This is a genomic window from Pseudomonas sp. R19M, assembly GCF_050312585.1.
In the GTDB taxonomy this organism is placed as follows: Bacteria; Pseudomonadota; Gammaproteobacteria; order Pseudomonadales; family Pseudomonadaceae; genus Aquipseudomonas; species Aquipseudomonas palleroniana.
This window is the reverse complement of sequence record NZ_JBNPJV010000053.1, coordinates 26,424-43,920: the sequence shown is the minus strand read 5'-3', so window position 1 is coordinate 43,920 and position 17,497 is coordinate 26,424. Positions and strand designations below refer to the sequence as shown.

The following is a 17,497-nucleotide window of genomic DNA, read 5'->3' as shown; positions in this document are numbered from 1 at the left end:
GCGTCAGTCACAGATGAACTGGCAGAAACACAGCTATCGGGAGCAAGCCCCCTCCCACATTTTGACCAGGCCGCGCTTTAAGCAGCGATGGACAACTTCAGCTTGTTCATCGCGCTTTTCTCAAGCTGGCGAATCCGCTCGGCCGACACGTTGTACTTCTGCGCCAGGTCGTGCAGCGTGGCTTTTTCTTCCGCCAGCCAACGCTGGTAGAGGATGTCACGGCTGCGGTCGTCCAACACTTCCAGCGCTTCGTGCAGGTTGTGGTTGGAGTTGTCGCTCCAGTCGGCGTCTTCCAGTTGACGGGCCGGGTCATACCGGTGGTCTTCCAGATAGTTGGCCGGCGATTGGAAGGCGCTGTCGTCGTCCGCTTCGGCGGCCGGGTCGAAGGCCATGTCATGGCCGGTCAGGCGGCTTTCCATCTCGCGCACTTCACGTGGCTCCACGCCGAGGCTTTCGGCCACGCGGTGGACTTCTTCATTGTTCAACCATGCCAGGCGTTTCTTCTGGCTGCGCAGATTGAAGAACAGCTTGCGCTGGGCCTTGGTGGTCGCGACTTTCACGATGCGCCAGTTGCGCAGGATGAACTCGTGGATTTCCGCCTTGATCCAGTGCACGGCAAACGACACCAGGCGCACACCCATTTCCGGGTTGAAGCGCTTTACAGCCTTCATCAGGCCAACGTTGCCTTCCTGGATCAGGTCAGCCTGGGCCAGACCGTAGCCGCTGTAGCTACGGGCAATATGTACGACAAACCGCAGGTGGGCGAGCACCATCTGCCGAGCCGCCTCCAGATCCTGCTCATAGTAGAGACTCTCGGCCAGTTCACGCTCCTGCTCGGGCGTCAGCAATGGAATGCTGTTCACCGTGTGCACATAGGCCTCCAGGTTCGCACCCGGGACCAAGGCATAAGCAGGTTGCAAAGAAGTGGTCATACGAAAAAACCTCCGACTCACATAACTCGTGCAATTAAGCACTGCGAAAATTGACCGGGAACCGTAGGACAAGTTCCCTAAACCACCCATACGGTCAATACAAACGAAACCACATTAATCTGACATTAACTACTTCGGTGCCAGCTCGCGTAGATGACGAGCGACCGCAATCCACGCACCGATATACCCCAACAAGACAGCGCCAAGCAAGAGACTCAGACCATCGGCCACCGGCACGCCGGCCAGAGCGAAATCGCTGCCGTACAACCCGGCAAGCCCGACGACCGCGTCGTTCAGCCAGTCAAGGCCAAACGCCAGCACGCCCCAGGACAAAATCCCTGCACCAAAGCCATAAAGCGCGCCCATGTACAGAAAAGGACGACGCACATAGCTGTCTGTGCCGCCGACCAGTTTAATCACTTCTATCTCGGTGCGACGGTTTTCAATATGAAGACGAATGGTATTACCTATCACCAAAAGTAATGCAGACACCAACAGCACCGTCAGCCCGAATACAAAGCGGTCACCCAGCTTGAGGATCGCGGCCAGGCGCTCCACCCAGACTAGATCAAGCTGCGCCTGTTGCACCTTGGGCATCTCTGCGAGTTTTTGTCGCAGGGCTTCCAGGGCCGGCTTGTCGACTTCATTGGGCGTCACCAGCACCACACCCGGCAGCGGGTTCTGCGGCAACTCCTTGAGCGCCTCGCCCAGCCCGGATTGTTGCTGGAATTCCTCAAGGGCCTGGTCACGGCTGATGTATTCAGCATCGGCGACGCCCGGCAATTGCTTGATGTCATCGCGCAGGCCCTCGCCATCTTTGGCACTGGCGTCGATGTTCAGGTACAGGGAAATCTGTGCCGCACGCTGCCAGGAGCCACCCAGGCGCTCCACATTATTGAGCAGCAGCGACAACCCCATCGGCAGGCTCAATGCCACCGCCATCACCAGACAGGTGAAGAAACTGCCGATCGGCTGCTTGCCCAGGCGGCGCAGACTGTCGAGCAAGCTGGCACGATGGCTTTCGATCCAGGCGTGCAGCAGGGTGCCGAAGTCCGGGCCCTCATCATCGTCGCGCTTTTTCTTCTTCTGCGGTTGCGGGTCAGCCGCTTTCGGCGCCACGCGCTCGGAAACTTTAGGGCTACGTGTTGCACTCATACACCCGCCTCCCCGTCACCGATCAGGCGGCCACGCTGCAGGGTCAGCATGCGGTGACGCATGCGGGCGATCAGTGCCAGGTCGTGGCTGGCAATCAGCACGCTGGTGCCCAGACGATTGATGTCTTCGAACACGCCCATGATCTCGGCGGCAAGGCGTGGGTCGAGGTTACCGGTCGGTTCGTCCGCCAGCAGCAAGGCCGGGCGGTGGACGATGGCGCGGGCAATGCCGACGCGTTGTTGCTGGCCGGTGGACAGGTCGCCAGGATAAAGATCGGTCTTGTCCGACAACGCGACACGCTCCAGGGCCGAGTCCACGCGCTTGATGATCTCGGCCTTGGACAGCCCGAGGATCTGCAACGGCAGCGCGACGTTATTGAACACCGTGCGATCGAACAACAACTGGTGGTTCTGGAACACTACGCCGATCTGGCGGCGCAGGAACGGAATCTGCGCATTGCTGATGGTTGCCAGGTCTTGCCCGGCCAACAGCAGTTTGCCGGTGGTAGGGCGCTCCATGGCCAATAGCAGGCGCAACAAGGTGCTCTTGCCGGCGCCGGAATGGCCGGTGACAAACAAAAACTCGCCGCGACGCACTCGAAAGCTCAGCTCATGCAAGCCCACATGCCCGTTGGCATAGCGTTTACCGACCTGTTCGAATCGAATCATGAACGCTCCCGTTCGGCAAACAGTGCCTGTACAAAGGGTTCGGCTTCAAAGGTGCGCAGGTCGTCGATGCCTTCACCGACGCCGATGTAGCGAATCGGCAACCCGAACTGTTTTGCCAAGGCGAAGATCACGCCACCTTTGGCCGTGCCGTCGAGCTTAGTCAATGCCAGGCCGGTCAGTTGCACCGTCTGGTTGAATTGCTTGGCCTGGCTGATAGCGTTCTGGCCAGTACCCGCGTCGAGCACCAGCAATACTTCGTGTGGCGCATCGGCGTCGAGCTTGCCGATCACGCGGCGCACTTTCTTCAGCTCTTCCATCAGATTGTCTTTGGTGTGCAGGCGACCGGCGGTATCGGCGATCAACACATCGATGTTGCGCGCCTTGGCGGCCTGCACGGCGTCGAAGATCACCGAAGCAGAATCGGCACCGGTGTGCTGGGCGATCACCGGGATCTTGTTGCGCTCACCCCACACCTGCAGCTGTTCAACAGCAGCGGCGCGGAAGGTGTCACCGGCCGCCAGCATGACTTTCTTGCCTTCCGACTGCAGTTTTTTCGCCAGTTTGCCGATGGTGGTGGTCTTGCCCGCGCCGTTCACACCCACAACCAAGATCACGAATGGCTTGTTCGGCGTGATAACCAGCGGCGCTTCCACGGGCTTGAGCATCGCGGCCAGTTCGGCCTGCAGGGATTTGTAGAGGGCGTCGGCGTCGGTCAACTGCTTGCGCGCCACCTTCTGGGTCAGGCTCTGGATGATCACCGCAGTGGCTTCGACGCCCACATCGGCGGTCAGCAGGCGGGTTTCGATGTCTTCCAGCAGTTCGTCATCGATGACCTTCTTGCCCAGGAACAGGCTGGCCATACCTTCGCCGATGCTTGCGCTGGTCTTGCTCAGGCCCTGCTTGAGGCGAGCGAAGAAGCCGGTTTTGCTGGCTTCGGTGACGGCGGCGACAACCGGCTCTGGCTCCGGCTCGATCACGGCCGTAGCAACCGGCTCCAATGCCGGCGGCGCTTCGACCACTACCGTTACGGGCTCAATGACGGCAGGAATGGGCGGCGTGACATGTTCAGCCTGCACATCCTCAACCAGCGCCACGGGCTCTTCGGCCACCGGCAACTGTGGCCACGGCGTATGTATCGGGCTGGACTCGGGCTCCGGCTCCGGCTCAGGCGCGGCCTCGACCACCGGCTGCAACACCGGTTCAGCCATCGGCAACACCACCGGCGCCGGAGCTTCGGCAACCGGTTCGGCCGCAACTACTGGGGGCTCTTGAATCGGCTCAGGTTGAACCTGCGGCTGTTCGACGACGGGTTCCTGCGGCTTTTTGCGCAGCCATCCGAACAGGCCTTTTTTCTCGCCAGCCGCAGCTGGGCTCTTCTTGTCGTCGTTGGAACCAAACATGGAGGACGGCTATCTCAAAGTAGCGATGCGCCAGGGCGCTTCGGTAAATAAATTCAATGCAGAACAGACTGCTTTAAAGCTCGCTTGTTCATGCGCAACATTTCCAGGGCATAAATAAAGACCCTGACAAATCGATTCAATATAGGACTGAAGCGATAACATCGGCGAAAAGTGGAAGATCGTCGGGGAAACCCACGCTCTATTCCAAGATTCCGACGACTGAACCCGGGACAGGATGACCGCCGCAGTGGCCGTGTCCAAATCGGATCAGTATCCTAGCACCTCCTCGCCCGCCGACGCTAAGACCAAGCGGGCAGCCCAACAGGTTTAAAAACGAATGAATGCTCTAGCCCGCCGCGCCGCAGGCCTGCTGCTCAGCACAGTTTGTCTGCCCCTTTACGCTTTCGCAGCCGACCCACAACCTACCCATGAATTCACCCTGGATAACGGCCTCAAAGTGGTCGTGCGCGAAGATCATCGTGCACCAGTTGTAGTGTCCCAGGTTTGGTACAAGGTGGGTTCAAGCTACGAGACCCCGGGCCAGACCGGTTTGTCCCACGCGCTGGAACACATGATGTTCAAAGGCAGCGCCAAGGTCGGCCCCGGCGAAGCCTCGCTGATCCTGCGCGACCTGGGCGCCGAAGAAAACGCCTTCACCAGTGACGACTACACCGCCTACTACCAGGTGCTGGCCCGTGATCGCCTGGGCGTAGCCTTCGAACTGGAAGCCGACCGCATGGCCAGCCTGCGCCTGCCGGCCGATGAGTTCAGCCGCGAAATCGAAGTGATCAAGGAAGAACGCCGCCTGCGCACCGACGACAACCCAATGTCCAAGGCCTACGAGCGCTTCAAGGCCATGGCCTACCCGGCCAGCGGCTACCACACGCCGACTATCGGCTGGATGGCCGACCTTGAGCGCATGAAGGTCGAGGAACTGCGTCACTGGTACCAGTCCTGGTACGTGCCGAACAATGCCACCCTGGTGGTCGTCGGCGACGTCACGCCGGACGAGGTGAAAAACCTGGCCCAACGGTATTTCGGCCCGATTCCCAAACGCGACGTGCCACCGGCGAAGATCCCACTGGAGCTGGCCGCGCCCGGCGAACGCCTGTTGACCATGCGTGTGCAAACCCAACTGCCGAGCGTGATCCTCGGCTTCAACGTCCCAAGCCTGGCAACGGCCGAAGACAAGCGCTCGGTACAAGCCCTGCGCCTGATCTCCGCCTTGCTGGATGGCGGCTATAGCGCACGTATTTCCGAACAACTGGAACGTGGTGAAGAACTGGTTTCAGCCGCCTCCACCGGCTACGACGCCTACACCCGTGGCGACAGCCTGTTCACCCTGACGGCCACGCCGAACCAACAGAAGAAAAAGACCATTGCCCAAGCCGAAGCCGGCCTGTGGCGCCTGCTGGAAGAGCTGAAAGCCAAACCGCCGACCGCCGAGGAACTGGAGCGCATCCGCGCCCAGGTCATTGCCGGCGTGGTCTACCAGCGCGACTCCATCACCAGCCAGGCCACGGCCATCGGTTCGCTGGAAACCATCGGCCTGTCCTGGAAGCTGATGGACACTGAACTGGCCGAGCTGCAAAGCGTGACGCCGGAAGATATCCAGAAAGCCGCGCGCACCTATTTCACCCGCGATCGTCTGAGCGTCGCCCATGTTCTGCCTGAGGAGACCGCTCATGAGTAATCGAAGCAGCCGCCTGATCTTTCCCGGCCTGGTCGTCGTCACCCTGGTCGCCGCAAGCGCCGTGTACTTCCTGCGCCCAAGCGAATCCGTCGCCAGTCAGGCGCTGGACAAGGCGCAATCGAGCAACACCCTGCAATCCCTCGCGGAACTGGACGGCAAGGCGCCGACCAACCGCAAACTCGACGTGCAAACCTGGAACACCGCTGAAGGCGCCAAGGTACTGTTCGTCGAAGCCCATGAACTGCCGATGTTCGACATGCGTGTCCTGTTCGCCGCCGGCAGCAGCCAGGACGGTGACGTCCCGGGCCTGGCCCTGATGACCAACGCCATGCTCAACGAGGGTGTGCCGGGCAAGGATGTGAGCCAGATCGCCAGCGGTTTTGAAAGCCTGGGCGCCGATTTCGGCAATGGCGCTTACCGCGACATGGCGCTGGTGTCCTTGCGCAGCCTGAGCGACAGCGACAAACGCGATGCCGCGTTGAACCTGTTTGATGAGGTGATCGGCAAGCCGACCTTCCCGGCCGACTCCCTGGCGCGCATCAAGAACCAGATCCTTGCCGGTTTCGAATACCAGAAGCAGAACCCCGGCAAACTGGCGAGCCTGGAGCTGTTCAAACGTCTCTACGGTGACCACCCGTACGCGCACCCGAGCGAAGGCACCGCCGAAAGCGTTCCAAAAATCACCCTCGCCCAGCTGCAGGCGTTCCACGCCAAAGCTTACGCCGCGGGTAATGCAGTCATTGCAGTGGTCGGCGACCTGACCCGCGCCGAAGCCGAAGCGATGACCGCCAAGGTTTCCGCATCGCTGCCCAAAGGTCCGGCGCTGGCCAAGATCGCTCAGCCAAGCGAGCCCAAGGCCGGCCTGAGCCACATCGAGTTTCCGTCCAAGCAGACTCACCTGCTGTTCGCCCAACTGGGTATCGACCGCGCCGATCCGGACTACGCAGCCCTCTCCCTTGGCAACCAGATCCTCGGCGGCGGTGGCTTCGGCACTCGCTTGATGAGTGAAGTGCGCGAAAAACGCGGCCTGACCTACGGCGTGTACTCCGGCTTTTCGCCGATGCAGGTACGCGGCCCGTTCATGATCAACCTGCAGACTCGCGCCGAAATGAGCGGCGGCACCCTGCGCCTGGTCGAGGACGTGCTGGCCGACTACCTCAAGACCGGCCCGACGCAAAAGGAACTGGATGACGCCAAGCGCGAGTTGGCCGGCAGCTTCCCACTGTCGACGGCAAGCAACGCCGATATCGTCGGGCAACTGGGCGCGATGGGTTTCTACAACCTGCCGCTGAGCTATCTGGAAGATTTCATGAAACAATCCCAGGCCCTGACCACAGAGCAGGTCAAGGCTGCCTTGAACAAACACTTGAGCGCCGACAAGATGGTCATCGTGACCGCCGGCCCGACGATTGCGCAAAAGCCACTACCGCCCCCCACTGACAAACCCGCCGAGCAACCGCTCGGGGTTCCGGAGCATTAATGGCCAGTTCATCTCGCCCGAAAAAACCTGTCCACAACGTCCATAACGGTGTGGGCCAACTGCGCATCATTGGTGGTGAATGGGGCAGCCGCAAGCTGAGCTTCCCCGATGTCGTGGGCCTGCGCCCGACGCCGGATCGCGTGCGTGAAACCCTGTTCAACTGGCTCGCGCCGCACATCGGCGGGGCCAAGGTACTGGACCCGTTTGCCGGTAGCGGCGCGCTGTTCCTGGAGGCGCTGTCCCGTGGGGCGGCCCAAGGCCAGGCGCTGGATGCCAGCAATGTGGCGGTTTCCAGCCTCAAGGAACACCTGGGCACCTTGCGCTGCACCACCGGCCAGGTCCAGACCGCCGACGCCTTGCGCTACCTGGACACCCAGCCGGCCAGCGAATACGACGTCGTGTTCCTCGACCCACCGTTCAACCAGAACCTGTTGCCGACCGTGTGTGCGTTGCTTGAAGAACGCCAATGGCTGGCGCCCGATGCCTGGATCTACACTGAAAGCGAGACTGCGCCATCCACGCTTGGCCTGCCGGGCAGCTGGCGCCTGCACCGGGAACAGAAGTCCGGCCGCGTGTATTACGCCCTGTGGCACCGCAACACCATGTCGTGAGCGGGCTTGCCCCGCGCTGGGCGGCGCAGCCGCCCTAAACCAGGCGCCTAATTTCTGCCTGGATACATGCCTTAAAACCAGACGCCTGAGCTCTACCCGGACGCATGCGTTGGACGGATTGGGACGGCTTCGCCGCCCAGCGCGGGGCAAGCCCGCTCACTACAGAGACCTTCATGAAGATGTCGTCTGGAAATTTTACGCCCGCCTTCGGCCTCGGCAACCCACATCTGCAAACGCTGTGGGGGCCGTTGTGGCGCCCGACCACCCACCTCGAGCGCCAGCGCGAACGCTTATGGCTGGACGACGGCGACTTCCTTGACCTCGACTGGCATGGCCCCCACGACGTGCAAGCACCGCTGGTGCTGGTGCTGCATGGGCTGACCGGCTCATCCAACTCACCCTACGTGGCCGGCCTGCAAAAAGCCCTCGCCGAGCAGGGCTGGGCCAGTGCAGCGTTGAACTGGCGCGGCTGTTCGGGTGAGCCAAACCTGTTGGCGCGCAGCTATCACTCGGGCGCCAGTGAAGACCTGGCGGCGGCGATTGCACACCTGCGAGCCAAACGGCCGTTGGCACCCCTGTATGCAGTCGGCTATTCGCTGGGCGGCAACGTGCTGCTCAAGCATCTGGGTGAAACCGGTGAAAGGTCGGGCTTGCAAGGCGCGGCGGCGGTATCGGTGCCGTTTCGTCTGGATCAGTGCGCGGATCGTATCGGGCTGGGGTTCTCCCGGGTTTACCAAAAGCATTTCATGCGCGAAATGCTGACGTACATCCGCGTCAAACAGAGCCGTTTTCTGCAGGACGGTCGTGCTGAAGGGCTGAAAACCCTGGAAGCACTCGGTTCGTTGGAAAAAATGCGTACGTTTTGGGATTTCGACGGACGAGTGACCGCACCGCTGCACGGTTTTCTGAGTGCCGAAGACTATTACCGTCGCGCATCGAGCCGTTACTACCTGGGTGGGATCCGCACCCCCACCCTGATCATCCAGGCCGCCGACGACCCCTTCGTGTTCAACCATAGCCTGCCCGAAGCCAGCGAACTGTCGGATTGCACCGAGTTCGAACTGCTGGCCAAGGGTGGGCATGTGGGGTTTGTGGACGGTTCGCTGAAGCGCCCCGGCTACTACCTCGAACGACGAATCCCACAATGGCTACAGACAAAACGCAGTTAAACATGTGGGAGGGGGCTTGCTCCCGATGGCGGTGTATCAGTATCAGATGTCCTGACCGACCTACTGCTATCGGGAGCAAGCCCCCTCTCACATTTTGATTGGATTCACACCGGCATTACGTCAATCGCCAGTAGCGACCTTCCGCGCAGGATCGGTAATCCACTCGCTCCACGACCCCGCATACAAGGTGCCCAAGGGGTAACCCGCCAGGCTCAGGGCGAACAGGTTGTGGCACGCCGTCACGCCTGAGCCGCAATAGGCAACCAGCTTGTCCGGCGAGCGGCCCTGCAACTGCGCGGCAAACCGCTGCTTGAGCTGTTCGGCCGGCAGGAAGCGGCCGTCACTGCCCAGGTTTTCACTGAATGCCGCACATTGCGCGCCAGGAATATGCCCGGCGACCGGGTCGATAGGCTCCACTTCGCCGCGAAAACGCGGTTGAGCGCGGGCATCGATCAACGTCATGCCGGGTTCGCCCAGACGTTTTTGCAGCTGTTCGGCATCTACCAGCAGACGATTGTCCGGCGTGCCGGTAAAGGCTCCCGGCTCGATCAGCGGTGCATCCAGGCTCAACGGGAAACCGGCCGCGTGCCAAGCCTTGAGGCCGCCGTCCAGGATAAACACGCCATCGCGCTTGCCCAGCCAGGCCAGCAGCCACCAGGCGCGGGCGGCATAGGCGCCAGGCCCGTCGTCATACAGCACAATGTCGGTGTCGGCGTTGATGCCCCACGCCCGCAGTTGCTGTACCAGAGTGTCCGCCGCCGGCAGCGGGTGACGACCGGTCACGCCCTTCGTCACCGGGCCGCTGAGGTGACGCTCCAGGTCGGCGTATTGCGCGCCTTCGATATGCCCTTCGGCATAGCTGCAAAGCCCATAGTCAGGGTCTTCCAAGGCAAAACGGCAATCAAGGATCACCAGCCCTCCACGCTGTTGGCGCTCGGCCAGTTGCTGGGGGCTGATCAGTTGCGCAAGCGGCATGACGGACTCCTGTGAACAGATTAGGGAAAGGTCCTACTTCACTTCTTCCAATGCCTGATTCAACGGCACGTAAAACTCTTTGAACAGTGCATCTACTGCTTCCTTAGCCTGAGGCGTGACAAACCCCGCCTCCAGCACCAGCACCTGATACACCCCGCGTTTGATCGCTTCAGCGCTCAAGTGCGCGGAGTTTTCATTGGTGGTGCACAGGAAACGCACCCAGGAGGTGAGGATGATCCAGGCATTGAGGGTCAGGGCTTCGGTTTGCACCTTATCCATATTGAGGATGCCGGCATCGACGAACCCTTGGTAGATGGCACCGCCCTGGGTCAGGCAACGTTGGGAGAAACGCCGGTAGCCGGTGGCCAGTTCCGGGTCGCTTTCCAGCAAATGTTCAAGGTCACGGTGCAGGAAACGATAGCGCCACATGCCGGCCAGCACGGCCTGCAGATAGAAGCGTTTGTCTTCGACGGTGACGGCGCGGCCTTGGGGCGGCCGCAGGAAACTGTCCACCAGGGCTTCATATTCACGAAACAGTACGGCGATGATCGCCTGCTTGTTGGGGAAGTGGTAGTACAGGTTGCCCGGGGAAATTTCCATATGGGCGGCAATGTGGTTGGTGCTGACGCTACGCTCGCCCTGCTGGTTAAAAAGCTCCAGGCTGGTTTGCACAATGCGCTCGCTGGTCTTTACTCGTGGTGCCATAGGGGATCAGCTTCTGTACACGTGATGAGGCATCTTACGGCCTATCCTTGCCAGGATAAATCCGCATGTTGCTGCAATGTCATTTGACAATTTAGAGTAATGACTCTAATAAATGGTGCATTCCAATAATAGTCGGGAACTGCGCCATGTCTGCCAACGTTGCCTATCTGCAAGATTCCCAGGGGCCGGATCAACTCCAGCCCCTGTTCGACGCACAACGTCGTGCCTACGCGGCCAACCCGATGCCGCCGGCCGAGCAGCGCCAGCAATGGCTCAAGGCATTGCGCGACCTGCTCAGTGACGAACGCCAGGCGTTGATCAACGCGATCAGCCAGGACTTCAGCAACCGCAGCGCCGACGAAACCCTCTTCGCCGAATTGATGCCCAGCCTGCATGGCATTCACTATGCCAGCAAACACCTCAAGGGCTGGATGAAACCCTCCCGCCGCGCCGTAGGTATCGCCTTCCAACCGGCTTCAGCCAAAGTCATCTACCAACCGCTGGGTGTGGTCGGGGTGATCGTGCCCTGGAATTACCCGCTGTATCTGGCTATAGGCCCGCTGGTCGGGGCTTTGGCGGCGGGGAATCGGGTGATGCTCAAGCTCAGCGAGTCCACCCCTGCCACTGGCGAGCTGCTCAAAGCCCTCTTGGCGAAAATCTTCCCCGAGGACCTGGTGTGCGTGGTGCTGGGCGAGGCCGAAGTGGGCATGGCGTTTTCCAGGCTGCCCTTCGATCACCTGCTGTTTACCGGCGCCACCAGCATCGGCAAGCATGTAATGCGTGCTGCCGCCGAACACCTCACGCCGGTCACCCTGGAACTGGGCGGCAAATCGCCTGCCATCGTTTCCGCCGATGTGCCGCTCAAGGATGCCGCCGAACGTATCGCCTTCGGTAAAGCCTTGAACGCCGGGCAGACCTGCGTGGCACCGGACTACGTGTTGGTGCCGGAAGATCGCATCGAGGGTTTCGTCGAGGCCTACACCCAGGCCGTTCGCGGGTTTTATCCGACCCTGGCCGACAACCCGGACTACACCGCCGTCATCAACGAACGGCAATTGGCCCGGCTCAATAGCTACGTCAAGGACGCGACTGACAAAGGCGCCACCCTGATTGCGCTGTATGACCAGGGCCAGGCACGACGCATGGCCCACAGCCTGCTGCTTGACGTCAGTGATGACATGATCGTGATGCAGGATGAAATCTTCGGGCCTTTGCTGCCTATCGTGCCTTATCGCGGCCTCGACCAAGCCTTTGCCTACATCAACCAACGCCCTCGCCCACTGGCCCTTTACTACTTTGGCTACAACAAGGGCGAACAGAACCGTGTGCTTCACGAAACCCATTCCGGTGGCGTATGCCTGAACGACACTCTGCTGCATGTGGCTCAGGACGACATGCCGTTTGGTGGCATCGGCCCCTCAGGCATGGGCCACTACCATGGTCATGAAGGCTTCCTGACGTTCAGCAAGGCAAAAGGCGTATTGGTGAAACAGCGCCTGAACGCCGCAAAGTTGATCTACCCGCCCTACGGAAAATCGATCCAGAAGTTAATCCAGAAGCTGTTTATCCGCTGATATCTACACCTTCGGGACTCTCCACCTTCGGGACCATAAAAACAATGAACCCCAGCCTGACTGAATCACCCGCGCTGTCACGGCGCGGCGTCTTGAAAATCGGCCTGTGCGCCAGCGCCTTCCTGGCCACCGCCGGGTTGGGCGCCAGTCTCAGTGGCTGCTCCAGCAGCACCCCGGCCAGCGGCTTTGCCATGCTGCGCAGCAGTGACCTGCCCTTCTTGCGTGCGGTGATCCCGGTGCTGCTCGAAGGCGCCGCCAGCGCCCAGGCGGTGGTCGACGGGGTTGAAGACACCCTGAAAAAACTCGACTACAGCCTGCAATACCTGTCGCCGGAAATGTTCAAGCTCACCCAGCAACTGTTCGATGTATTGGCCATGGGCATCACCCGTGGTCCGTTGACCGGGATCTGGGGCAGTTGGGAAAACGCCAGCGCGGAGCAAATCCGCAATTTCCTGCACCGCTGGGAAAACAGCTACCTGAACCTGCTGCGCATGGGCCAGGGCTCGTTGCTCAAGCTGGTGATCATGGCCTGGTACTTCCGGCCAGAGTCCTGGGCCCACTGCGGCTACCCCGGCCCGCCGAAGATCTGATGCGTATCTTCCCTCATAAAAACAAGAGACGACCCTGATGCCCGTACCCGATCTGTTCCGCGACGGCCTGGCCCGCGGCTGGAAAACCCACAATGGCGCCGCCCTCGATAACGACCTGACCCTGGAAGCCGACGTGGCGATCATCGGCAGCGGTGCCGGCGGCGGCACCACGGCTGAAATCCTCAGCGCGGCGGGCTACAAGGTGCTGCTGATCGAAGAAGGCCCGCTCAAGACCAGCAGCGACTTCAAGCTGTTGGAGGACGAGGCTTACGCCAGCCTGTACCAGGAAGGTATCGGCCGCATGAGCAAGGACGGCGCGATCACGATCCTGCAGGGGCGGGCCGTGGGCGGTACCACGCTGATCAACTGGACCTCCAGCTTCCGCACGCCCGACCCCACGCTGACCCACTGGGCCAGTGAATACGCGGTCAAAGGCCACAGCAGCGCCGAGATGGCGCCGTGGTTCGAGAAAATGGAACAACGCCTGGGCATCGCACCCTGGGCCATTCCACCCAACGCCAACAACGATGTGATCCGCAAGGGCTGCGAACAGCTCGGCTACAGCTGGCACGTGATCCCACGCAACGTGCGCGGCTGCTTCAACCTGGGTTATTGCGGCATGGGTTGCCCGGTCAACGCCAAGCAGTCAATGCTGGTGACCACCATTCCGGCCACCCTGGAAAAAGGCGGTGAGCTGCTCTACCTGGCCCGTGCCGAACGCCTCAAATACAGCGGCGACACCATCAGCAGCCTGGAGTGCGTGGCCATGGACGAGCACTGCGTGGCACCCACCGGCCGCAAGATCACGGTCAAGGCCAAGCATTACGTGCTGTCCGGCGGCGGCATCAACAGCCCGGCACTGCTGATGCGCTCGGACGCGCCGGATCCGCACTCGCGCCTGGGCAAGCGCACGTTCCTGCATCTGGTGAATTTTTCCGCCGGGCTGTTCGACGAGGTGATCAACCCATTCTACGGTGCGCCACAGTCGATCTATTCCGACCACTTCCAATGGCAGGACGGCACCACCGGCAAAATGTCCTACAAGCTCGAGGCGCCGCCCTTGCACCCGGGCCTGGCCAGTACCTTGTTCGGTGGCTACGGCACGCAAAACGCGCTGGAGATGGGCCAGTTGCCCCACACCCACGCCATGCTGGCGTTGATGCGCGACGGTTTTCACCCCGACAGCCAAGGCGGCACCGTGGACTTGCGCGGGGACGGTACGCCCGTGCTCGACTATCAAGTCTCACCTTATGCCTGGGACGGCCTGCGCCGGGCCTTTCACAGCATGGCCGAGATCCAGTTCGCCGCCGGCGCAAAGTCGGTCAAGCCACTGCATCACGATGCGCGTCATGTGAACACCCTGGCCCAAGCACGCGAACTGATTGACGGCCTGAACCTGGAACTGCACCGAACCACGCTGGGCAGCGCCCATGTGATGGGCGGTTGCGCCATGGGTGAAGACCCGAAAATCGCAGTGGCCGACAGCCTCGGTCGCCATCACCAACTGCGTAACCTGTCGATCCACGACGGCTCGCTATTTCCCACCAGCATTGGTGCCAACCCGCAATTGTCGGTGTATGGCTTGACGGCGCAACTGGCGACGGCATTGGCCGAACGTCTGAAAACAGCATGAAAAAACCAGGTATTCACGGTATCTATCTACATAAGTCGACTTGGCCGACCGGGATGGCTGCGATACCATCCGGTTCCCCAACGGACTCCGCCAGGACGACGCGATGAACCGAGTGTTGTACCCAGGTACCTTCGACCCGATTACCAAAGGCCATGGCGATCTGGTCGAACGCGCCTCTCGCCTGTTCGACCATGTGATCATCGCAGTCGCGGCCAGCCCCAAGAAAAACCCGCTGTTTCCCCTGGAACAGCGGGTGGAACTGGCGCGTGAGGTCACCAAGCACCTGCCCAACGTGGAAGTAGTGGGTTTCTCCACACTGCTGGCCCATTTCGCCAAAGAGCAGAACGCCAATGTATTCCTGCGTGGCCTGCGTGCGGTGTCGGACTTCGAATACGAATTCCAGCTGGCCAACATGAACCGCCAATTGGCGCCGGACGTGGAAAGCCTGTTCCTCACGCCGTCGGAACGTTATTCGTTCATTTCCTCGACGCTGGTCCGTGAGATCGCGGCGTTGGGCGGCGATATCACCAAGTTCGTGCACCCGGCCGTCGCCGATGCGCTGACGTTACGCTTCAAGAAGTAAGAATGACTGTGGCGAGGGAGCTTGCTCCCTCGCCACAGGCTCGCACTGCGGGCGCCAATGCGGCACAATTGCGCGCATTAGTTTTCAGATGCCTTGGCTGACCGCCCTGGCAGGAGTTTCCATGTCCCTGATCATCACCGACGATTGCATCAACTGCGACGTCTGCGAACCCGAGTGCCCGAACGCTGCCATTTCACAGGGCGAAGAGATCTACGTGATCGACCCGAACCTGTGCACCCAGTGTGTCGGCCACTACGACGAGCCTCAATGCCAGCAAGTGTGCCCGGTAGACTGCATTCCACTCGACGAAGCGCATCCCGAGACCGAAGAGCAGTTGATGGAGAAGTACCGGAAGATTACCGGTAAGGCCTGAAGCTTATCGGCGCCCATTCGGGCCTCATCGGGAGCAAGCCCCCTCCCACACTCGACCGCATTCTCATGTTGGAACCTGGTCAACTGTGGGAGGGGGCTTGCTCCCGATGGCGATATCCGCCATCACACCGCAATCAGCGCTGGCACTTGGGGCAAAACACACTCGCCCGCTGCCCCAGCACCACATTGCGCAACTCGCTCCCGCAGACCTTGCACGCCTCGCCTCCCCGGCCGTAGACGAACAGTTCCTGCTGGAAATACCCCGGCTGTCCGTCACCGCCGATAAAGTCCCGCAGCGTGGTACCCCCCCGCTCGATGGCGGCCGCCAGCACGCGCTTGATCTCGATCGCCAGCTTCAAGTACCGCGCTCGTGAAATACCGCCGGCCTCTCGACGCGGGTCGATGCCCGCCGCAAACAGCGCTTCCGTCGCGTAGATATTGCCCACGCCCACCACCACCGCGTTGTCCATGATGAAGGGCTTCACCGCCATCGAACGGCCACGGGACAGTTGGAACAGGCGCTCGCCATCGAACAGCTCGGTCAAAGGCTCCGGGCCGAGGCGGATCAGCAGTTCGTGATTGTGCGGGTCCTGGCTCCACAGCATCGCGCCGAAGCGCCGCGGGTCGGTGTAGCGCAGCGCCAGGCCGGATTCGAGTTCAATGTCCACATGCTCATGCTTGGCCGCCGGCAGGCCGGCTTCCACCAGGCGCAAGTTACCCGACATGCCCAGGTGGCTGATCAGGGTGCCCACTTCAGCGTTGATCAACAGGTATTTGGCCCGCCGCTCCACCAGCACGATGCGTTGCCCGGACAGGCGCACGTCCAAGTCCTCCGGGATCGGCCAGCGCAGGCGTCGCTCACGCACCACCACACGGCTGACGCGCTGGCCTTCCAGGTGCGGGGCAATTCCGCGTCTCGTGGTTTCGACCTCTGGTAACTCGGGCATGTGTACCTCTTGAAGACAGGTTTAGTGGGCGCCCAGTTCGCGGATCGACAATTTCATGCTTTCGAAGTCGTAGTCCGACAGGCCCACGTAGTCCAGCACCAGATGGCCGATGGCTTCCCACTCGTGGTCCACCGCCTGGTTGCCCAGCACGCGGTGCGACGAGCAAATGTGCTCGGCCATTTTCAGGATCGCCAGCAGGTTTTTCAGCTGCGAATTGCGCGACGACTCATCGCTGAAAATCGCCAGGGCGTTGTGATGGTTGGCAATCGCGTCGGTCACGTGTTCCGGCAGGCGCCAGGATTTGGCGGTGTAATAGCCGACCACGGCATGGTTGGTGTTGAACGCGTTGTTTTCGGTGTCGACCACACGACAGTCGGGGTTGGCGTTGGCGTAGGCTTCCTCGAGCACCGTCATGTAATTGGGAAAGCGCTTGAGCATCAACGGCACGCCGCAATCGTGGAACAGGCCCAGGGCATAGGCCTCGTCGACCGCTTGCGAGCCGGTGCGCTTGGCCAGGGTCAGGCAGGTCATGGCCACATCCTGGGCAGTGTCCCAGAAGCGGTTGAGGGTGACGATGGTGTCGTCGCTCATCTCGCCCCTGATCGACTGCGCGTTGATCAGGTTGATGATCGAGCGGCTGCCCAGCAGGTTCACGGCGCGCTGGATCGAGGCGATCTTGTTGCTCAGGCCGTAATACGGCGAGTTGACGATTTTCAACAACGCGCCGGACAGGCCCGGGTCCTGGGAGATCAGCCGTGCAATCACCTCCAGGTCTGGGTCGGGCATGTACTGCTCCATCTGCAAATCCACCATGATTTGCGGTTGAGGCGGCACACTGATGCCTTGCAGGGCCTGTTGGATCTGTTCGGCGGAAAGCTCTTGGGACATAAGTACACACTCTGGGCTAGGCGGGGATTCTAACCTCTATAGGAACCTGACTGACACCTCAAAAACCTGAACAAAAACCCGGTCAAACGCGCGAGAGGGCTGGTTGCCGATTGCATCAGCGC

17 protein-coding genes are annotated in these 17,497 nt (G+C 61.0%); 9 read left to right on the top strand and 8 right to left on the bottom strand.

The window, feature by feature from the left end; all coding sequences use genetic code 11:
* Nucleotides 1-77 precede the first annotated feature (77 nt).
* The 4 genes from rpoH to ftsY form a co-directional block, all read right to left on the bottom strand.
* Nucleotides 78-932, bottom strand: coding sequence for an RNA polymerase sigma factor RpoH (gene rpoH, locus ACQRBT_RS10950; protein ID WP_060753475.1), 855 nt, complete (start codon nt 930-932; stop codon nt 78-80).
* A 129-nt stretch (nt 933-1,061) separates the two neighbouring features.
* The gene (gene ftsX, locus ACQRBT_RS10945; RefSeq protein WP_090368208.1) at nt 1,062-2,087 is read right to left on the bottom strand and encodes a permease-like cell division protein FtsX; all 1,026 of its coding nucleotides are present in this window, start codon (nt 2,085-2,087) and stop codon (nt 1,062-1,064) included.
* Nucleotides 2,084-2,755, bottom strand: a complete 672-nt coding sequence (ftsE, locus tag ACQRBT_RS10940; protein WP_003176700.1) for a cell division ATP-binding protein FtsE — start codon at nt 2,753-2,755, stop codon at nt 2,084-2,086. Before ftsE ends, ftsX begins: the two co-directional genes overlap by 4 nt.
* Complete coding sequence (gene ftsY / locus ACQRBT_RS10935; RefSeq protein WP_412046167.1) at nt 2,752-4,155, bottom strand: signal recognition particle-docking protein FtsY; 1,404 nt, start codon at nt 4,153-4,155, stop codon at nt 2,752-2,754. Before ftsY ends, ftsE begins: the two co-directional genes overlap by 4 nt.
* A 337-nt stretch (nt 4,156-4,492) precedes the next feature.
* Between ftsY and ACQRBT_RS10930 the strand changes: the two genes are divergently transcribed.
* The 4 genes from ACQRBT_RS10930 (at nt 4,493) to ACQRBT_RS10915 (ending at nt 9,108) form a co-directional block, all read left to right on the top strand.
* Nucleotides 4,493-5,848 carry a M16 family metallopeptidase gene (locus ACQRBT_RS10930; protein ID WP_412046168.1) on the top strand — a complete coding sequence of 452 codons (1,356 nt, stop codon included), beginning with the start codon at nt 4,493-4,495 and terminating at the stop codon, nt 5,846-5,848.
* On the top strand, nt 5,841-7,328 hold the full coding sequence (locus ACQRBT_RS10925) for a M16 family metallopeptidase (protein ID WP_412046169.1): 1,488 nt from the start codon (nt 5,841-5,843) through the stop codon (nt 7,326-7,328). The genes ACQRBT_RS10930 and ACQRBT_RS10925 overlap by 8 nt, the downstream gene beginning before the upstream one ends.
* Nucleotides 7,328-7,939 carry a 16S rRNA (guanine(966)-N(2))-methyltransferase RsmD gene (gene rsmD, locus ACQRBT_RS10920; RefSeq protein WP_060753481.1) on the top strand — a complete coding sequence of 204 codons (612 nt, stop codon included), beginning with the start codon at nt 7,328-7,330 and terminating at the stop codon, nt 7,937-7,939. Before ACQRBT_RS10925 ends, rsmD begins: the two co-directional genes overlap by 1 nt.
* Before the next feature lie 173 nt (nt 7,940-8,112).
* Nucleotides 8,113-9,108, top strand: coding sequence for a hydrolase (locus tag ACQRBT_RS10915; RefSeq protein ID WP_104994938.1), 996 nt, complete (start codon nt 8,113-8,115; stop codon nt 9,106-9,108).
* A 120-nt stretch (nt 9,109-9,228) separates the two neighbouring features.
* On the opposite strand, the gene ACQRBT_RS10910 is transcribed toward ACQRBT_RS10915, so the two are convergent.
* Together ACQRBT_RS10910 and ACQRBT_RS10905 are read right to left on the bottom strand one after the other, a co-directional pair.
* Entirely contained in the window at nt 9,229-10,083 is an 855-nt protein-coding gene (locus ACQRBT_RS10910; RefSeq protein ID WP_412046170.1) for a sulfurtransferase, read from the bottom strand.
* Nucleotides 10,084-10,116: 33 nt separating this feature from the next.
* Entirely contained in the window at nt 10,117-10,788 is a 672-nt protein-coding gene (locus ACQRBT_RS10905; protein ID WP_060753484.1) for a TetR/AcrR family transcriptional regulator, read from the bottom strand.
* A gap of 146 nt (nt 10,789-10,934) precedes the next feature.
* Here ACQRBT_RS10905 and ACQRBT_RS10900 point away from each other — a divergent pair, with 146 nt between their 5' ends.
* The 5 genes from ACQRBT_RS10900 (at nt 10,935) to ACQRBT_RS10880 (ending at nt 15,541) form a co-directional block, all read left to right on the top strand.
* Entirely contained in the window at nt 10,935-12,362 is a 1,428-nt protein-coding gene (locus ACQRBT_RS10900) for a coniferyl aldehyde dehydrogenase (protein WP_244384914.1), read from the top strand.
* A 44-nt stretch (nt 12,363-12,406) separates the two neighbouring features.
* Nucleotides 12,407-12,952: a twin-arginine translocation pathway signal protein gene (locus ACQRBT_RS10895; RefSeq protein ID WP_412046171.1), complete on the top strand. Its 546-nt coding sequence runs from the start codon at nt 12,407-12,409 to the stop codon at nt 12,950-12,952.
* Between the two features lie 37 nt (nt 12,953-12,989).
* On the top strand, nt 12,990-14,585 hold the full coding sequence (locus ACQRBT_RS10890; protein WP_412046172.1) for a GMC family oxidoreductase: 1,596 nt from the start codon (nt 12,990-12,992) through the stop codon (nt 14,583-14,585).
* A gap of 103 nt (nt 14,586-14,688) precedes the next feature.
* A complete protein-coding gene (gene coaD, locus ACQRBT_RS10885; RefSeq protein WP_003176711.1) occupies nt 14,689-15,168 on the top strand; it encodes a pantetheine-phosphate adenylyltransferase in 480 nt (159 codons plus the stop codon).
* 121 nt (nt 15,169-15,289) lie between these two features.
* Nucleotides 15,290-15,541 (top strand): YfhL family 4Fe-4S dicluster ferredoxin, encoded by a 252-nt coding sequence (locus ACQRBT_RS10880; protein ID WP_003195146.1) that lies wholly within the window; start codon nt 15,290-15,292, stop codon nt 15,539-15,541.
* A 133-nt stretch (nt 15,542-15,674) separates the two neighbouring features.
* Here the strand turns inward: ACQRBT_RS10880 and mutM are convergent, their stop codons facing one another.
* Entirely contained in the window at nt 15,675-16,487 is an 813-nt protein-coding gene (gene mutM, locus ACQRBT_RS10875) for a bifunctional DNA-formamidopyrimidine glycosylase/DNA-(apurinic or apyrimidinic site) lyase (protein WP_060753488.1), read from the bottom strand.
* 21 nt (nt 16,488-16,508) lie between these two features.
* Nucleotides 16,509-17,321, bottom strand: coding sequence for an HDOD domain-containing protein (locus tag ACQRBT_RS10870; protein ID WP_174554053.1), 813 nt, complete (start codon nt 17,319-17,321; stop codon nt 16,509-16,511).
* Nucleotides 17,322-17,497: the final 176 nt, after the last annotated feature.

What these genes read in the sequence shown, in the direction of transcription:
- rpoH (WP_060753475.1), bottom strand. Translation starts at nt 932, where the DNA reads ATGACCACTTCTTTGCAACCTGCTTATGCCTTGGTCCCGGGTGCGAAC.
- ftsX (WP_090368208.1), bottom strand. Translation starts at nt 2,087, where the DNA reads ATGAGTGCAACACGTAGCCCTAAAGTTTCCGAGCGCGTGGCGCCGAAA.
- ftsE (WP_003176700.1), bottom strand. Translation starts at nt 2,755, where the DNA reads ATGATTCGATTCGAACAGGTCGGTAAACGCTATGCCAACGGGCATGTG.
- ftsY (WP_412046167.1), bottom strand. Translation starts at nt 4,155, where the DNA reads ATGTTTGGTTCCAACGACGACAAGAAGAGCCCAGCTGCGGCTGGCGAG.
- ACQRBT_RS10930 (WP_412046168.1), top strand. Translation starts at nt 4,493, where the DNA reads ATGAATGCTCTAGCCCGCCGCGCCGCAGGCCTGCTGCTCAGCACAGTT.
- ACQRBT_RS10925 (WP_412046169.1), top strand. Translation starts at nt 5,841, where the DNA reads ATGAGTAATCGAAGCAGCCGCCTGATCTTTCCCGGCCTGGTCGTCGTC.
- rsmD (WP_060753481.1), top strand. Translation starts at nt 7,328, where the DNA reads ATGGCCAGTTCATCTCGCCCGAAAAAACCTGTCCACAACGTCCATAAC.
- ACQRBT_RS10915 (WP_104994938.1), top strand. Translation starts at nt 8,113, where the DNA reads ATGAAGATGTCGTCTGGAAATTTTACGCCCGCCTTCGGCCTCGGCAAC.
- ACQRBT_RS10910 (WP_412046170.1), bottom strand. Translation starts at nt 10,083, where the DNA reads ATGCCGCTTGCGCAACTGATCAGCCCCCAGCAACTGGCCGAGCGCCAA.
- ACQRBT_RS10905 (WP_060753484.1), bottom strand. Translation starts at nt 10,788, where the DNA reads ATGGCACCACGAGTAAAGACCAGCGAGCGCATTGTGCAAACCAGCCTG.
- ACQRBT_RS10900 (WP_244384914.1), top strand. Translation starts at nt 10,935, where the DNA reads ATGTCTGCCAACGTTGCCTATCTGCAAGATTCCCAGGGGCCGGATCAA.
- ACQRBT_RS10895 (WP_412046171.1), top strand. Translation starts at nt 12,407, where the DNA reads ATGAACCCCAGCCTGACTGAATCACCCGCGCTGTCACGGCGCGGCGTC.
- ACQRBT_RS10890 (WP_412046172.1), top strand. Translation starts at nt 12,990, where the DNA reads ATGCCCGTACCCGATCTGTTCCGCGACGGCCTGGCCCGCGGCTGGAAA.
- coaD (WP_003176711.1), top strand. Translation starts at nt 14,689, where the DNA reads ATGAACCGAGTGTTGTACCCAGGTACCTTCGACCCGATTACCAAAGGC.
- ACQRBT_RS10880 (WP_003195146.1), top strand. Translation starts at nt 15,290, where the DNA reads ATGTCCCTGATCATCACCGACGATTGCATCAACTGCGACGTCTGCGAA.
- mutM (WP_060753488.1), bottom strand. Translation starts at nt 16,487, where the DNA reads ATGCCCGAGTTACCAGAGGTCGAAACCACGAGACGCGGAATTGCCCCG.